This is a genomic window from Comamonas sp. UBA7840, from assembly GCF_002501455.1.
In the GTDB taxonomy this organism is placed as follows: Bacteria; Pseudomonadota; Gammaproteobacteria; order Burkholderiales; family Burkholderiaceae_C; genus Comamonas; species Comamonas jiangduensis.
On record NZ_DLTI01000027.1, the window covers coordinates 70,606 to 85,610 of the forward strand.

Annotated in this window: 15 protein-coding genes; 4 read left to right on the top strand and 11 right to left on the bottom strand. The window is 59.9% G+C overall.

Features of this window, described 5'->3' with window-relative positions:
• Positions 1 to 135: 135 nt before the first annotated feature.
• Together B3R00_RS10870 and B3R00_RS10875 are read right to left on the bottom strand one after the other, a co-directional pair.
• Positions 136 to 1,107 carry a Bug family tripartite tricarboxylate transporter substrate binding protein gene (locus B3R00_RS10870; protein WP_174863131.1) on the bottom strand — a complete coding sequence of 324 codons (972 nt, stop codon included), beginning with the start codon at positions 1,105 to 1,107 and terminating at the stop codon, positions 136 to 138.
• A 258-nt stretch (positions 1,108 to 1,365) separates the two neighbouring features.
• Positions 1,366 to 2,403 carry a CDP-6-deoxy-delta-3,4-glucoseen reductase gene (locus B3R00_RS10875; RefSeq protein ID WP_286999031.1) on the bottom strand — a complete coding sequence of 346 codons (1,038 nt, stop codon included), beginning with the start codon at positions 2,401 to 2,403 and terminating at the stop codon, positions 1,366 to 1,368.
• 114 nt (positions 2,404 to 2,517) lie between these two features.
• Here B3R00_RS10875 and B3R00_RS10880 point away from each other — a divergent pair, with 114 nt between their 5' ends.
• Positions 2,518 to 3,459, top strand: coding sequence for an SDR family oxidoreductase (locus B3R00_RS10880; protein WP_286999032.1), 942 nt, complete (start codon positions 2,518 to 2,520; stop codon positions 3,457 to 3,459).
• Here B3R00_RS10880 and B3R00_RS10885 read toward each other — a convergent pair.
• A complete protein-coding gene (locus B3R00_RS10885) occupies positions 3,456 to 3,983 on the bottom strand; it encodes a DUF4124 domain-containing protein (protein WP_286999033.1) in 528 nt (175 codons plus the stop codon). The genes B3R00_RS10880 and B3R00_RS10885 overlap by 4 nt on opposite strands.
• A gap of 205 nt (positions 3,984 to 4,188) precedes the next feature.
• Here B3R00_RS10885 and ppk2 point away from each other — a divergent pair, with 205 nt between their 5' ends.
• Both ppk2 and B3R00_RS10895 read left to right on the top strand, forming a co-directional pair.
• Complete coding sequence (ppk2, locus tag B3R00_RS10890) at positions 4,189 to 5,334, top strand: polyphosphate kinase 2 (RefSeq protein ID WP_286999034.1); 1,146 nt, start codon at positions 4,189 to 4,191, stop codon at positions 5,332 to 5,334.
• Positions 5,335 to 5,629: 295 nt separating this feature from the next.
• Complete coding sequence (locus B3R00_RS10895) at positions 5,630 to 6,820, top strand: sugar transporter (RefSeq protein ID WP_286999035.1); 1,191 nt, start codon at positions 5,630 to 5,632, stop codon at positions 6,818 to 6,820.
• A gap of 185 nt (positions 6,821 to 7,005) precedes the next feature.
• Here the strand turns inward: B3R00_RS10895 and B3R00_RS10900 are convergent, their stop codons facing one another.
• The 7 genes from B3R00_RS10900 to B3R00_RS16350 form a co-directional block, all read right to left on the bottom strand.
• Positions 7,006 to 7,731, bottom strand: a complete 726-nt coding sequence (locus B3R00_RS10900; RefSeq protein WP_286999036.1) for an LrgB family protein — start codon at positions 7,729 to 7,731, stop codon at positions 7,006 to 7,008.
• Positions 7,728 to 8,093 carry a CidA/LrgA family protein gene (locus B3R00_RS10905; RefSeq protein WP_286999037.1) on the bottom strand — a complete coding sequence of 122 codons (366 nt, stop codon included), beginning with the start codon at positions 8,091 to 8,093 and terminating at the stop codon, positions 7,728 to 7,730. The genes B3R00_RS10900 and B3R00_RS10905 overlap by 4 nt, the downstream gene beginning before the upstream one ends.
• A 342-nt stretch (positions 8,094 to 8,435) precedes the next feature.
• On the bottom strand, positions 8,436 to 9,701 hold the full coding sequence (locus tag B3R00_RS10910) for a tetratricopeptide repeat protein (protein WP_286999038.1): 1,266 nt from the start codon (positions 9,699 to 9,701) through the stop codon (positions 8,436 to 8,438).
• 1 nt (position 9,702) lies between these two features.
• Positions 9,703 to 11,403 carry a DUF4384 domain-containing protein gene (locus tag B3R00_RS10915; RefSeq protein WP_286999039.1) on the bottom strand — a complete coding sequence of 567 codons (1,701 nt, stop codon included), beginning with the start codon at positions 11,401 to 11,403 and terminating at the stop codon, positions 9,703 to 9,705.
• A gap of 95 nt (positions 11,404 to 11,498) precedes the next feature.
• Positions 11,499 to 11,909, bottom strand: a complete 411-nt coding sequence (locus B3R00_RS10920; protein ID WP_286999040.1) for a hypothetical protein — start codon at positions 11,907 to 11,909, stop codon at positions 11,499 to 11,501.
• A gap of 108 nt (positions 11,910 to 12,017) precedes the next feature.
• On the bottom strand, positions 12,018 to 12,797 hold the full coding sequence (locus tag B3R00_RS10925; protein WP_286999041.1) for a hypothetical protein: 780 nt from the start codon (positions 12,795 to 12,797) through the stop codon (positions 12,018 to 12,020).
• A gap of 583 nt (positions 12,798 to 13,380) precedes the next feature.
• A complete protein-coding gene (locus tag B3R00_RS16350; RefSeq protein WP_376747676.1) occupies positions 13,381 to 13,620 on the bottom strand; it encodes a sensor histidine kinase in 240 nt (79 codons plus the stop codon).
• On the opposite strand from B3R00_RS16350, the gene B3R00_RS10930 reads away from it, so the two are divergent.
• Positions 13,606 to 13,899 (top strand): hypothetical protein, encoded by a 294-nt coding sequence (locus B3R00_RS10930; protein WP_286999042.1) that lies wholly within the window; start codon positions 13,606 to 13,608, stop codon positions 13,897 to 13,899. The genes B3R00_RS16350 and B3R00_RS10930 overlap by 15 nt on opposite strands.
• Before the next feature lie 316 nt (positions 13,900 to 14,215).
• Here B3R00_RS10930 and B3R00_RS10935 read toward each other — a convergent pair whose 3' ends face one another.
• Entirely contained in the window at positions 14,216 to 14,863 is a 648-nt protein-coding gene (locus B3R00_RS10935; RefSeq protein ID WP_376747675.1) for a LuxR C-terminal-related transcriptional regulator, read from the bottom strand.
• Positions 14,864 to 15,005 lie beyond the last annotated feature (142 nt).

The following is a 15,005-nucleotide window of genomic DNA, read 5'->3' on the forward strand; positions in this document are numbered from 1 at the left end:
GGCGTACCAGGGTAAGTACTGATTCTGCATGTGCTGGGGTTTAGCCGTGCGGGCTGACACCTTGTGCGATTTGTGCTTGGCATAAAAAAGGCACCCACAGGTGCCTTAAAAAGTAACGCTAGATGCTGTGGCCGCTCAGTCCACGCTGGCGCCAGAGGCCTTGACCACAGGGCCGTATTTGGTGCGCTCGGCCGCCATGAAGTCGTCAAACTGCTTGGACGTGGTGGGCACAGGCTCTGCCATCAAGGTGGCAAAACGCTTTTGGGTTTCTGGATCTTTCAGCGCGTCGGAGAAGGCTTTGCTCAGCTTCTCAACCACATCTGCCGGGGTGCCCGCAGGCGCGACCAGGCCCCACCAGGTATCAATGGCAAAGCCCTTGATCTGCTTGGACAGCGCAGGCACGCCAGGCAGCAGGCTGCTTTCGTCGAGGCTGGTGACGGCCAGCGCCTTGAGCTTGCCCGACTTGATGTTGGCAGAAGCGGCAGCCAGGTTGTCGATGTTGAAGTCCACTTCACCGGCCAGCAAAGCCAGCTGGGCGGGGCTGGCGCCGCGATAGGGGATGTGCACGGCCGTAAATTGCATGCCTTGCTTGAACATTTCGCCAGCCAGGTGGCCCGCGCTGCCGTTGCCGCCACTGCCGTAGCTGAGCTTGCCGGGGTGGGCTTTGCCGTAGGCGACCAAATCGGCCACAGAGTTGATCTTCAGCTCTTTGGCGCGCTCGGCGTTGATGACCAGCACGTTGGGCACGCGCACCATTTGGGTCAGGCCGACAAAGTCTTTGCCCGCATCAAAAGGCAGTTTCTTGTAGAGCCAGGGGTTGACGGCGTGGGTGGCCACGGTGGCCAAGCCAATGGTTTTGCCATCGGGTGCCGCCTTGGCGATGGCATCTACGCCAATATTGCCGCCAGCGCCCGCTTTGTTTTCCACAATCACAGTGCCCAGCGTGTCGCGCACACGCTCGGCCAGCACGCGGGAGGTCACGTCCAGCGGGCCACCGGGGGCAAAGGGCACGATCAGGCGGATGGGTTGCTCAACGGCTTGGGCCAGAGGGGACGCGATGGCAGCAGCAAGTGCCACGGAGGACAGCAGGAGGTTTCGACGGTTCATGGCAGCTATTGTGCAAGATTCGTGTGTGGATACTCTCGCAACTGTTGTGCTTTGGTTTTTTATTGTGCGAATGGCACGGTTGTTGAGGGAATTTGCTGCATCTCTTTACTGTGCGCAGTTTTGGTGCGTGCTACACCCAAGTGGGCTTGCTGTCCAGTCAAGGGTTTTGTAAGTACTCGTAAAAAAGGCCGCATCAGCGGCCTTGGGCAGGTGGAGGGTATGCGCAGGGCAGCCCCTTAAACAGCCTGATGGGTTGTCTTACTTGTCCGCCGCGCTGGTGAATGCGTCGGCAAAGAAGGCTTCTTCGGGCAGGCCGCGCTGGCTGGTGTAGCTGGTGCGTGCGGAGTCCACCACGATGAGGGCGCCGCAGGCATAGACCTCGTGGCCCGACAGGTCGGCAAAGTCGTCCAGCACCGCCTGGTGGACGTAGCCGGTGCGGCCCGTCCAGTTGTCTTCGGGCAGTGCATCCGACACCACGGGCACGTAGGTCAGGTTGGGCATGACGGCAGCCAGCTCTTGCACCCACGCATCTTGGTACAAATCTTCTGGGCGGCGGCCCCCCCAGTACAGGCTGACCGGGCGCGTGATGCCTTGGTGCTGCATGTGGGCCAGCAAGGCCTTGATGGGGGCAAAACCCGTGCCGGAGGCCAGAAACACCATGGGTTTGGCGGAGTCTTCGCGCAGGAAGAAGCTGCCAAATGGGCCTTCGGCACGCAGAATTTCTTTTTCTTTCAGGGTGCCAAACACATGGTCGGTGAAGACGCCGCCGGGCATGTGACGGATGTGCAGCTCAATGCCGGGGGTACTTTCTTGCACGTGGGGGGGCGTGGCAATCGAATACGCACGGCGCGAGCCATCGCGCAAGATGAATTCAATGAACTGTCCCGCAAAGTACTTGAAAACGGTGTTGGCAGGCAATTGCAGTTGCACGCGCATCACGTCGTGCGAGAGCTTGTCAAACGCGGCCACACGCACAGGCATTTTCTTGATGGGGAAGGCGGTGGTGTCGGTCACCTGGCGCGACTCCAGCACCACATCGCTGTGCGCGGTGGCACGGCAAGTCAGCACAAAGCCATCGGCCATCTCTTGCGGCGTGAGGGCTTTGTCGGAGTGGGTGTCGTGCGTGACTTCACCGCTGAGTTTTTTGCACTTGCACGATCCGCAAGCGCCGTCTTTGCAGCCATACGGCAAGCCCACACCCGCCGTGATGGCTGCGGCCAAAATGGTCTCGCTTTCAGTGGCGGCAAACGTGCGTCCGCTGGGCTGAACGGTGATTTGGAAGGCGGAGGCGGTCATCTTCTAGCTATCCTTGGGGTTTTGCAGTGTCCGCACCAGCAGCTTTACAAAGGCAATGGGCCGCGTACAGCGGCCCGGTGCGTAACAGTAAGTATTCAATGGGGATGCCCGATTTTGCCTGTAAACCAATTCCCTCACCGCGCCTTGCCGGCGCGCTTTCGACGCACGCGGGTGCTCATCATCGGTTGTGGTGATGTGGGACAGCGCATTGCCCGTGATCTGCTGCGCGGGCCCAGCACCGTGCGGCAACATGGCCCGCGGGTGCTGGCGCTGACTTCCAGTGCTGAAAAAGCACCGCTGTTGCAGCAGCAAGGCATGACCCCGCTGCGGGGTAATTTGGACGATGTGCGCAGCTTGCGCCGTTTGCGCGGCATTGCCCAGCGTGTGATTTACATGGCGCCACCCCCCAACCATGGTCTGCACGATGTGCGCATGGCCAACGTGGTGCGCGTGCTGCGCCAGGGCAAGTTGCCGTACAGCATGGTGTATGGCTCGACCACCGGGGTGTACGGCGACTGCGGTGGTGCGTGGGTCGATGAAACCCGGCCGGTGCGCCCCAGCACCGACCGCGCCCGACGCCGCGTGGATGCCGAGCAGCGTTTGCTGAACTTTGGAAAAGAGAGCGGCTTACGCTTGCAAATACTGCGTATTCCCGGCATTTATGCCCCAAACCGGGAGGGTGGCACACCGCGCACGCGGCTGCTCAAAGGGCTGCCGGTGCTGCAAGCCGCAGACGATGTGTTTACCAACCACATCCATGCCGATGACTTGGCACGCATCGCACAGGCAGCGCTGTGGCGTGGCAAGCCGCAGCGCATCTACCACGCCAGTGATGACACGCAACTGCGCATGGGGGATTACTTCGACCTGGCTGCAGACCTGTACGGCCTGCCCCGGCCACCGCGTGTGACGCGGCCGCAGGCGCAGCAAACACTGCCGCCCATGATGCTGAGTTTCATGGGGGAATCCCGCCGTTTGCGCAATGCGCGCATCCAGCAAGAGCTGCGTGTGGCGCTGCGCTATCCCACTGTTCGCGAGGGGCTGCAGTCCACCTAAGGCCGCTGCCAGGTATTGCCCTTGCCGTCGTAGCAGCGGAACACGTTGCAGTTGTAGCCTGGTGATGACGCAGGGGGCGGTGGCACCGGGTGTGGAGGCGGGCGCACATGCGGGGGCCGTGGTGGGCGAGGGGGGTACAGCGGCCCATAAATGGGCAGTTCGCTGGATACCGCAGGCGCAGGCGGAACCACGACGATGGGGGCAGGGGGCGGGCGGCGTGCCGCCTCTGCGGCGGCGCGCTGCGCTGCTTCCTGGGCTTGTGCGGCTTGGCGCTCAGCCTGGGCTTGCTGGGCCGCGCGCTTGTTTTCCAAGGCCTGCTGGTACTGCGCGTCTTGTTCGGCACGCTCTTGGGCGCTGAGTTCGGGCACCACCTCGCGGCTTTTCTGGTGCTCGGGGCAGGAGCCCTCGGTGTAGGTGACGCGGCCTTGCGCATCGGTGCAGCGCAACACCTGGGCGTGGGCCGTCGGCAGGGTGAACAACCCGGTGCCCAGCAAAGAAGCGAGTAAACAGCGGTGCAGAAACATGGCAGCAAGCAGTAGCGGTGCAGATAAGGGGATACTGTCCTCGGTTGCGCAGGCGCATGCAAGCGCGATGTGCCACTTCTGTGGTCGGATGCTTGCTCAGCGCCCTGCTGCAGCAATGGTATCTTTGTGTATCTGATTTGTTTTGTTCGCTTGTACCCACCGCGCCACAGGGGTTGCGGTGCCGTGCGGCAAGGAGTTTTCGCGCATGGCTGATAAGCCCACCCCCAGCAGTACCCAAAAGAACGCCCAACGTGCCGACCACGGCAAGCGCAAAGCCCAGGCGGGCGATATCGCAGTGGGGGAGGATGCGCAGTCGATTGAAAAATTTGTCGCCGGGCAAGCCACCCAAGCCGCCCAAAAGCGCCGCGTGGCGGCGGTGATGAGCGTGCTGGACCAGCCCGGCTCAGACAAAGAGCGTGCCAAGGCACTGCGTGCCTTGATTGAAGGCTCTGATCCGGAAGACCAAAAAGCTCTGTTGAAGGCGCTGAGCAAGCTCGATGGTGGCAAAAAAGAATCCAAGCCCAATCCCGATGAGGAACTGTCTAAGGACTGGAAAGACGGCGGCTACCCTTACGCCAATTTGCTGCGCCGCTCGGTCTACGAAAAAGAAAAGTTCCGTCTGCAGGTGGAGTTGCTCAAGCTGCAAGCGTGGGTGAAGGAGACCGGCCAGCGCGTGCTGATCATTTTTGAAGGTCGTGATGCAGCGGGCAAGGGCGGCAGCATCAAGCGCTTTATGGAGCATTTGAACCCGCGCGGCGCGCGCGTGGTGGCGCTGGAAAAGCCCTCGCCGACCGAGCAGGGCCAGTGGTACTTTCAGCGCTATGTGCAGCATTTGCCCACGGCAGGTGAGATCGTACTGTTTGACCGCAGCTGGTACAACCGCGCCGGTGTCGAGCGTGTCATGGGCTTTTGCACGGATGCGCAGTACAAGCAGTTCATGCAGGATGCGCCCCAGTTTGAGCGCATGCTGGTGGACAGCGGCGTGCACGTGATCAAGTTCTGGTTCAGCGTCAGCCGCAAGGAGCAGCGCCGCCGCTTCAAGGAACGCGAGAGTCATCCGCTCAAGCAGTGGAAGCTCTCGCCGATTGACCAGGCCTCGCTGGACAAGTGGGACGACTACACGCGTGCCAAAGAAGCCATGTTTTTTGAGACCGACACGGCCGATGCCCCCTGGACGGTCATCAAGAGCGACTGCAAAAAGCGCGCACGCCTGAACGCCATGCGCTATGTGCTTACCAAGCTGCCCTACAAGAGCCGCGATCTGGAGAAAGTGGGCAAGCTTGACTCGCTGATCGTAGGCCGCGCCTCGGCCATTTACGAGCGCGGCGAGAAGGTGGAAGACAAGGTCTAAGCGGGCCCTCACAACCAGGCAAACCATAAAAATAGGAGCTGCTAGCGCAGGTGAAACAAAGCTTTCAATGTCAAATTGCCCTGAAAACAATGTTTGACAGGCGCTGGTAGCTATCTAACTCATACCTCCTTCATGCTCCTGCGCGCGAAGGTGCCAGCAGAGCGATCGGCCCCAAACACTGTGAAGGCCGCGCAGCGCAGGCGGCCCGGTCTGCCCCTGGTGCCAGCGCATGCATGCAGAAACGGCAACAATACGCACACGCAGCCAACAGGCTGCGTTCTTTTTTGTGTGGTGTATGTCTGTTGCTTCCTCTTCTTCCAGCGCGAACGTGCGTGCCTGGCTCAGCGTTTGTGCATTGGCACTGGGCGCTTTTATTTTCAACACCAGTGAGTTTGTGCCGGTAGGCATGCTCAGTGATATCGGTGCCAGCTTTGACATGCCGGCGGAGCATGTGGGCCTGATGCTGACCATCTACGCCTGGGTGGTGGCGCTGGCTTCGCTGCCATGCATGCTGCTGACCCGCAAGGTGGAGCGGCGCAAGCTGCTGATGGGGGTGTTTGCGCTGTTTATTGCCAGCCACGCCATCTCGGGCATGGCCAGCAGCTTTGAGATGCTGGTGGCCAGCCGACTGGGCGTGGCGCTGTCGCACGCGGTGTTTTGGTCGATCACGGCGGCGTTGGCGGTGCGGATTGCGCCTGCGGGCAAAAAAGCGCAGGCACTGAGCTTGCTGGCCACTGGCACCACGCTGGCGATGGTGATGGGCATTCCCCTGGGGCGCGTGGTGGGTGACTGGCTGGGCTGGCGCACTACGTTTTGGGCGATTGGTGCGTTGGCGGTGGTGGTCATGGTGGCGCTGGCCAAGCTGCTGCCCCTGCTGCCCAGTGAGAACGCGGGCTCGGCTTCCAGCATTCCGCTGCTGCTGCGCCGCCCTGCATTGGTGGCGCTGTATGTGCTGCTGGTGCTGGTGGTGACCGCGCAGTTCACGGTGTACAGCTACATCGAGCCTTTTGTGCAAGTGGTTGCAGGCCTGAGCGCAGATGTGACCACCATCGTGCTGCTGCTGTTTGGGGGCATGGGCATCATGGGCAGCGTGCTGTTCAGCGCCTATGGGGCACGCTTTCCGCAAGGCTTTTTGCTGACATCGATTGCCGCGATGGCCGCCAGCTTGCTGCTGCTTTTGCCCGCCAGTAGCTCTGAAATGGCGCTGTACCTGCAATGCGTGGTGTGGGGCAGCGCCATGATGTGCATGGTGCTGGCGCTGCAGGCCAAGGTGCTGGCGCTGGCCCATGATGCGACGGACGTGGGCATGTCGCTGTTTTCCGGCATTTTCAACATCGGCATTGGTGCAGGCGCCTTGCTGGGCAGCCAGGTCAGCTTGCATACAGACATGCAGCACATTGGCTGGGTGGGCGGTGCTTTGGCCACTTTGGCCTTGCTGTGGTGGGTTTATGCCCAGCGCCGCTGGGGGCCGCGCGCAGCGGCATAAAAGCGCTGGCATTGCCGCAAGCGCGGCGCGGTCGCGAAGACGTGCATAGGGGGGCGATATGGCCTTGTGCAACAGTGGCAATGCTGCATGCATACATAAAGAAATAGCTGCCAGCGCTTACTTATCCAGCGCTAGCAGCTATTTTTTTTGAGAGTTCGTACTGTGTGGCGGGTGCTGAGCCGCGCTTAGGGCAGCTTTTGGAACAAGGCCACGCACAGCGGCATCAGCAAAGCGGTGAGCACGCCATTGAGCCCCATGGCCAGCGCGGCAAAAGCACCGGCCGTGGGGTTGATCTGGATGGAGCGCGCCGTGCCGATGGCGTGGGCGGTCAGGCCTTGTGCAAAGCCTTCCACGGCAGGGTCTTGGCTGCGTACGATGCGCAGCAGCAAGGGGGCCAGCATGCAGCCGCTGATGCCGGTGACGGCCACGGCCACCGCCGCCAGTGAAGGCAAGCCGCCAAAGCGCTCCGCCATCGGCAATGCAATCGGAATGGTGGCCGATTTGGGGGCCAGCGAAATCAGGGTCTCCCAGCTGCCACCCAGTGCCCAGGCAATGCCCATGGCCGACAGCAGAGCCACCACACAACCCACCAGCAAGGCCACGGCAATCGGCTTCCACAGCGCATAAATGCGTGCGCGCTGGGCGTACAGCGGAATGGCCAGGGCCACGGTGGCTGGGCCAATCAGCAGGCTGAGCCAGTGCACGCCTTGCTGGTAGGTGGCGTAGGGCGTGTCGGTGGCCAGCAGCACCCCCACGATGATGACCACCGATGGAAACACCGGAATAAGCAGCGGGTGGCACCGAGCGCGCTTGTACAGCGCCAAGGTGGCCAAATACACCGCCATGGTCAGCACCAGCCACGGCAGGTGGCTGTGGGACAGCTGCTGCAGCACGTCATGCAGGGGGCTCATGGCTGTGACTCCTGCGCGCTTTGCGTAGTGCGGGCCAGCATCCATTTGAACGTCAGCGCGGTGACCAAAAATGTAATGGCGGCACCGGCTACGCCAGCCACCAAAAACGGCTGCCATTCTTTGGCGATGCGATCAAAGTGCAGCATCACCCCCGAGATGGTGGGAATGAACAGCAGCATCATGTTTTGCAGCAGGGTTTGGGAGGTCTGCTCCAGGGCCTGGGGCAGGCGCCCGTAGAGCAGCAAGCCCAGCAGCAGGAGCAAGGCGCCAAGCAGCGCGCCGGGGAAGGGGAGTTGGAAAAACTGAACCAATGCCTCGCCCGCCAACTGAAAGGCGAACAAGGCCACAAGTGCATACAACATGACAACCGTTCATCAAAGCAATGGCTGCGCAGTCTAGGCGGTATCGCAGATTTGGCAATGCCTGTTTTGTTGCGCAGGTGACTAAGTATGTTTTTGGCTGCCAATGCTTATGCAGTAAGCGCTGCTAGCTATGCTTTTAATGAATTTGCCTGCTTTCTGTGCACGTTAATTCAGGGTAAATAAAAACAACGGCTTAGCGTGGGTGGTGTATGGGTTGCGCAGAGTTGTCCACAGGGTTGTCCAGTGGTTTCGTGGAGAAGCAAGGGTTTGTACGTATATTTGTCACGCCCCCGTGCCTCCACGGCGCTGGCGGGCCTGAGACCCAGCGCCCAGCCTGACGAATCAGGCTCCAGCGATCTGCAAGACCTGCTGGCGCCAGAAAGCGGGCAGTAGATCAAACAACGGGGTGGGCAGACGTTGCAGCTGCGGTGTCTGCACCCCGGAGTTCAGCGCAGCCACAGGGGTGCTGACATCGACCTGGGCCAACTGCTGCATCCAGGCCGCGTTCAAACTTCCATCGGGCATGGGCTGGGAGAAGATGAGCTCCAGCATCTTGTGCGCTTGCGTGCTGCCGCGTTGTTCTGCCAGCCGGTAAAAACGCACCGCTTCGGCAAAGTTGGCGGGCACGCCTTGCCCGCGGTGGTACATCTGTGCCATCTCTAGCGCAGCCTGCGCTGCATTGCTGGTGCTGGCTTGGAGCGGGGCGCTGGTCGAGCGGCTGCTCGCCTGCAGCACCTTGAGGTTATGGGCGGCCACGGACGAACGCTGCGCCACGCGGCGAAAGTACGTTTGTGCGCGTTCCACATCTTGGTCGGTAAAGGCGAGGATGCCCAGCTCAATCGTTGCTGGCACGTCGCCCGATGCGGCGGCGCGCTCCAGCAGCGCCACATCCTGTGGGGCGTATGCGCTGCTGTTGCTGCTGCGTGGGTTGGGCGCTGTGATGCGCAGTGGGTGCAGCTGCATTGCCTGCAACCACGCCAGGTAATCAGCGCGGCCGGGGTGCGTGGCACGCAGTTGCTCGATAGCGCGTGTGGCCGCCGCAGGGTTGGCGGGCGCGGCGCAACCATCCATCGTGCACCAAGCCAGTCCTGCATAAGCCCAGCTTTCTCGGCCCTGCCGCGCCGCACGTTCAAACCATTGCTGTGCCAGTGGGCGGTCTACGCGCACACCTGCCCCATGCAGGTAGATCAAGCCCAGTTGCCAGGCGGCCTGCGCTGCAGCGGCGGTGCTGCCATAGCCGCTGGCTGGGGCAGCCATTTTTTGCAATTGCTGCAGTTCGCGCCTCACAGTGCGGGCTGGCGTGTCTTTGGGCTGCAGCGTGGGGGCTGCAATCGGGGGGGCGCTGATCGGGGGTGGTGAGGTGGCTGAAGGCGCATCGATGCGTTGCACTTCGCTCTCCAGGGGGGCTGCACGCTCGCCGGCAGGTGCTGCCTCGATGGGTTGGGGCGCAGCAGGAGCGGGCAGCTCAAACTGCGGCGCAGGGGCCGCACGGGTGCGGGGGGCCGCAGGCCCCGGCAGGACCACGAGCAGGGCTGCCAGCCCCACCGCCAAGGCCGTGCCGGCTGCTCCCCCCAGCCCTTGGTGGTGCCGGTGCAGTTGGCCGCGCATTTCAATTGGCTCCGTTGCTGTCTGCGGGTGCTTTGCGGCCCACTACGCTCCAGCGCATGATTTGCGCGACGTAGCCATCTGCCCCCAGCGCTTGCTGAAAGCGCTGTTGCAGACCGGGGATGCCCTGCACGTCTTTTACCGGGGTCAACGCAGGCCCTTGCAGCTCTGCTGGCAGCTTGGGCATGGCATCTTCTGCGGTAGCCATGCAGATCGCGCCTTCTGTGCCCGGTTTGCCCGCATCCAAAATAAAGCCTGGGTTGGCACTCATCCAGTCCGGAATGCGCACGGCCTGGTTGGCGGAGACCAAGGTGTTGAGCTGCAGCGCGTTGGGCAGCAGCCGGGTGACAGCGCCAGCGGTATCAACGTAGTAGCAATACAGGTGCGAGGTGCGCGACACCGTGGCCGACAGAAAAATTTGATCCCCTTCGCTGAAGGCTGGGCGCATGCCTGCCGGCTGCGGGTTCTCTATCTGCAGGTCGATGCTCCAGGGCACTGTGGCTGCAGGTGTGGGCTCCGCAGCGGCAGTGGTTAAGTGCCCGGTATTGCTCCAGCCAATCCTGGTGAGCGCCCCCTCCGGGCCCAGCGCGACAAAATCGCGCAGCGCCGCTTCATAGGTGGGAAAGTCGATGATGCCCGTTACCACCACGCCGGTATCTGCTTGAAAGCGTGCCAGGGCGGAGCGCATCTCTGGGTGGTTGGCGCCCAGATCACCTTGGCTGCTACTGAGGTAGCCCCGGCTGATGAGCGAGGAGCGCACCAGACGCAGCTGGCCCGAGGTGCCACTTTCATTGAACCAGTCGCGCATCTGGCGCTGGAAATTGGGGTTGGTCTGGTCCAGCATCAGGCATTGCCAGTAAGGCACCCGCGCCCATTTGCCCACAAGTTCAATCATGGCCAGGTCCACCAAAGTGCGCAGCGCGCCCCCGGTGCCCATGGCGTAGTCCCGCCCGACATTGAAGCGCACCCCGTAGTTGTTGCCGATACGGCCTGCCAGATCCAGCCCTTCGCCAGCGCCCCCAATCACGACTTCATTGGCGGAGTCCAGCCCGGGGATGATGGTGCGCGTGCGAAAGTCGCCCAGGTGCACTTCCAGGGCAACGACGGTGGCGGAGTTGCTGTTGCTGTAGCCCAGATCCACCCGGTCGCTGGAAGCGCCGACGGTCTTGCGCTGGCTGGCGACGTTTTGGTCTACAAAAGCGATAGCGCCAGACACATACAGCGCAGGCCTTTGCAACTGCATTTGGTTGTTGTTGAGCAAAATCGTCGTGAGGTTTTGCACCGTATCTTGGCGTGCAATGTCGACCTCGTAGTCCACATAGCGGAAAGCATTGCTCAGGTGTGACATCTGCGAGAGGGAAGTCACCACCATGTCTTTCACTGCCACAGGCACCCTCCCCGAAAAGTCAGGAAATTGCTTGCTGCTGATGAGCGTGGTGGGCAGCTCTGCGGCACGCAGCATGTGATCCATGCAGCTGAGTGAGTCAGAAAAGCTGGAGATGGAGCGAACCGGGCGAACGACCGGGCGGTTCATGGTGGTTACGGGTTCATGGGCACTGATGTGGCGCCGCGCATCCAACTGGCCGCAGCCGCTGGCAAGCACCGCAGTGCCCAGGAGCAGCCAATGTCCAACCCGGCGTAGCGCGCTGTTGTGCGCCGGTGTATCACCACCCCATGCCACAGCCGCTGGTGTTGTGTATTCCATGATGACCTCTTCTTGTGCGACTGTGTGCCAGCCTGTGTTGTCCAGATGCTTGAGGTACAGGCGCGGCTGTGGCCCCGCATGTGATGAAAGGGGAGTCAGTTACAGATGTTGATGAGGTCGCCGCGCAAGACCACCACCTGATCTTTGCCGGTGCTCTTCACACCTTGACCACTGGCTGCAGATACGCTGCCAACCGATTGGTAGCACGTGGTCTGGGTGCCGTTGGTTTGCACGCTTTGCACCACATCTTTTTCGGTCTTGATATCACCCGTATTGGGGGTGTAGGCCTTGGCGGTGTACCGGCTGACCTTGGCTGCCATGTCATCAGGCATGTCTTTGCGATATTCGAGGTTGCCAGAGCGAGCCAGTGGCGAAGTGGGCAGCTGCAAATAGGTGACACGGCCACTGATGGTGACCGGGTCTTCGCCAGGAGCAGCCCAGACAACCAAAGAGGGCAGGCCGCAGAGGCAGGCACCGAGGCAGAGAAAACGAGAGAGACCAGTCATGTCAGCTCCTTTTGCTGAAACCTGGGATGCACGGCGTCAGATCGGTTGACTGATCTGACGCCGTATACCCGCAGCGTCAGCACTGCTGATAGTTTGAAAACTCACACGTTAGCGTGAGGCAAGCAGTCCGCAAGTTGGGCCAACGCAAACAGCGGGAGGTGGATCGCAGGAGTCATTGGAGGCAATGTTCTGGTAAGCCACTGCATTCGCACCGGTAGCCAGGTTGGCCACTGTAGCTCCACCTGCAATGTAGGTGCTTTGGCTGGAGGTGCCAGAGATGTCCACCTTGCCATAGTTAGACGACATGTTTTGCACTGCAACGGTGTTCCTGCCCAGAGCCTTGTTGGACACATTGGTGTTGCCGTCCGTGATGCTCACAAACTGGCTGCTGGTACCGCTGATCGTGATATCCCCCATATTGCTAGCAGCGTTTTGGTATGCAATCGCTGTGTCCGTGCAATTGGAGCCGTAGCAACCGCTGGAGCTGTTGGCTTCATTGGTCAGGGAGGCATTGGTCACATGAACTTCTTGCTCGGATTTACCTTTGACCCAGAAATGCTTGCTTTGCTCCACAGTGACGTCGCCGACATTCGAAGCCAAGTTTTGCACGGCTACATCACCAGCAGACTTTGCTTCGTTGCTGACGTGGGCATTGGTCAGGATGGTGGTTTGTTTCGATGTACCTTCGATGTCAGCGCCTCCTTTATTAGAAGAAACGTTCTGATTCGCATAGGTTTTGGAGTTGGCCGTGTTTTTCAGATAACCACCGTTCACAGATGCAATCTGGGTGGATGAACCACTGATCGATAGGGTGGTTGGCCCTGTCTGTCCGGCAGCCATTGCTGCAGTTGCGATAGCACTCAGGGCAAGAATTGCAAGCGATTTCATGATGTTTCTCCTGGAGGATCGGAAAAATGCCCGAAAAGGATCAATCGAATTCGACCCTTTCTTCGGTCTATGACTTCACCAAACACAGACCTGATTCAGCGGTGCAAAGTTTGGTGGCGTCGGGATCCAGTGTGTGTGCTTGCGTCAACCTGCTCAATTCCCATAACTAGATGCGAATACGAGTTTGTAGTGCCAGAGAAAATGAATTAAAAATGCTCAAATCGCATATCAGATTTGCGCATGTTGCTATTAAAAAAAAATATGCGCAAGCAGAATTGGCGTTGCAACAGAATGCATTTTTTGAAATTGTTTGCACCTATGGTTAAAAGTTGTTCATAGGTTTTTTTTATTTTGTCGTTGCAGCGCGCAAACGCACCTATCCATTGATGCGTTCCAATCAATCGATGGATCAATAGATTCGCTTGTGTTGTCGGAGCACGTGGTGTGCGGATTGACTCACGGGCGGGAGGCTGCTGTATGGCGCATCTCCGATACCCGTGAATGTTTCGATCCTTCGAGGAGGCAGAAGTTCTGCAGTAGCACGCCCATGCGCATAGGTGGGCGGCGGAAGGCTGGTCGCGCTCTACCAGCTCAGGTGCAGGCAGGTGCCACCACCAGCTCGAGGGCTGATTTGCAGCTGGCCTCCGATCGCATGCGCACGCTGGTGCATGTTGGCTAGCCCCATTCCTGCTTGCCCGCAGGTGGGTATGCCGCAGCCGTTGTCTTCTACGCACAGATGACCTCGCTGGTTTGCGTTTTCTGTGCAAGCTAGGTCGTGGAGGTGAAGTGTGATCCAAATTTCACGGGCATGCGCATGCTGCAAGATGTTGCTGATGGCTTCTTGCAGTACGGCGACTATGTTTTGGGCAAGGTGCCCTCGAGGCAGGTGATCGGACGATTGCAGTGTATCGTCGTCACAGACATTCCAATGCAGCAAGATGCCACGGCGATCCAGCACGGGCTGAACCCGATGCCTAAATCTGGCCATGCATATTGGCAATACGTCGTCTTGCCCATCCATGGAGTCGACAATCAGGCGCAAATTCAGCAGGCCTTGCTCCAGGGTTTGTTGCAGCGCGGGGTCTGGTTTGTTGATACATAGCGATAGCGCATACACCAGCTGACTACCAAGCACATCGTGCAGAGATTGGGCGATTCTGCGGCGCTCGGTTCGTATTTCTTGGGATGGGCGCACGCTCTTTCGGCGTCGCCACAGTCTGTGGCGATACGTTTTGGCCAAGTACCAGATGCACATGCATGTGCTGGAGATCACGGAAAGATAAGACACCCAGCGCACAAAAGCGGCAGATGTTGCGGGCATGTACCAGAGCCAGCATAGCTCCAGCACCAGCTGCCATGACCAAGTTGTAAGTCGCCAAAGCATGGTGGACCGCACTAGCAATCAGCCACTCCCCAATTCACAGCAAGCCACGCATCAGCGCAAAACGAACTGCCTGCGCACGCGTGTGGACTTGCAATTTGCAGTAAATACTTTTGATGTGTGCGTTCACCGTGGTGGTGCTGATTTCGAGTTGATGACCGATCTCTGCGCTGGTGTAGCCGTTTGCCACCATCCGAAGTACCTTGCGTTCGCGCGCGGAAATGAGGTCAGCAGCGCAGGAGGGTGAGGCGGATGGAGTAGCTGCAACAATGTTTTTGTCGAAGCGCTGTAACAACCTTCGGGCCAAGCTAGGAGTGATGGATGCTCCGCCGTTTGCCACTTGAAGCACCGCCTGCACGTAGCTGCCAAACCAAGAGTTTTTGACCAGATAGCCTGTGGCCCCCACTTCGAAGGCGCGCAGTACTTGTTCTTCGGTTTCAACAACCGAAACCACGATGGCTTCTGCCGTAGGGCGCAGGCTTTTCATCACATCGATCAGCTCTAAGCCGTCGTCGTTTCCGTTGCCCAAGTTCAGGTCAACCAGCATGACATCGAAATCATGCTGTCGGATGTATTTGCGTGCCTCGCGCAAGCAACTGGCCTGTGCGACGACCACCGTCCGGTGGTCATTCATCACCTCCTGAGCAATGACCATGCGTACATGACTGTCGTCATCTACCACCATCACCCGAATTGGTTTTTCAGCTTGGCCTGCTAGAAAGTCTGGCCATGTGGAGGACAAGCTTCTGTCAGCAGGGTACTTATGCAGCGTCACTGTGTCTTGATGCTGCGTGTTGTTTACATTCACGATGCTCTCCCGCGCCTTG

What these genes read in the sequence shown, in the direction of transcription:
- B3R00_RS10930 (WP_286999042.1), top strand. Translation starts at nt 13,606, where the DNA reads ATGCGCATGCTGCAAGATGTTGCTGATGGCTTCTTGCAGTACGGCGAC.
- B3R00_RS10915 (WP_286999039.1), bottom strand. Translation starts at nt 11,403, where the DNA reads ATGGAATACACAACACCAGCGGCTGTGGCATGGGGTGGTGATACACCG.
- B3R00_RS10870 (WP_174863131.1), bottom strand. Translation starts at nt 1,107, where the DNA reads ATGAACCGTCGAAACCTCCTGCTGTCCTCCGTGGCACTTGCTGCTGCC.
- B3R00_RS10885 (WP_286999033.1), bottom strand. Translation starts at nt 3,983, where the DNA reads ATGTTTCTGCACCGCTGTTTACTCGCTTCTTTGCTGGGCACCGGGTTG.
- ppk2 (WP_286999034.1), top strand. Translation starts at nt 4,189, where the DNA reads ATGGCTGATAAGCCCACCCCCAGCAGTACCCAAAAGAACGCCCAACGT.
- B3R00_RS10905 (WP_286999037.1), bottom strand. Translation starts at nt 8,093, where the DNA reads ATGTTGTATGCACTTGTGGCCTTGTTCGCCTTTCAGTTGGCGGGCGAG.
- B3R00_RS10895 (WP_286999035.1), top strand. Translation starts at nt 5,630, where the DNA reads ATGTCTGTTGCTTCCTCTTCTTCCAGCGCGAACGTGCGTGCCTGGCTC.
- B3R00_RS10920 (WP_286999040.1), bottom strand. Translation starts at nt 11,909, where the DNA reads ATGACTGGTCTCTCTCGTTTTCTCTGCCTCGGTGCCTGCCTCTGCGGC.
- B3R00_RS10935 (WP_376747675.1), bottom strand. Translation starts at nt 14,863, where the DNA reads ATGGTGGTAGATGACGACAGTCATGTACGCATGGTCATTGCTCAGGAG.
- B3R00_RS10900 (WP_286999036.1), bottom strand. Translation starts at nt 7,731, where the DNA reads ATGAGCCCCCTGCATGACGTGCTGCAGCAGCTGTCCCACAGCCACCTG.
- B3R00_RS10910 (WP_286999038.1), bottom strand. Translation starts at nt 9,701, where the DNA reads ATGCGCGGCCAACTGCACCGGCACCACCAAGGGCTGGGGGGAGCAGCC.
- B3R00_RS10875 (WP_286999031.1), bottom strand. Translation starts at nt 2,403, where the DNA reads ATGACCGCCTCCGCCTTCCAAATCACCGTTCAGCCCAGCGGACGCACG.
- B3R00_RS10925 (WP_286999041.1), bottom strand. Translation starts at nt 12,797, where the DNA reads ATGAAATCGCTTGCAATTCTTGCCCTGAGTGCTATCGCAACTGCAGCA.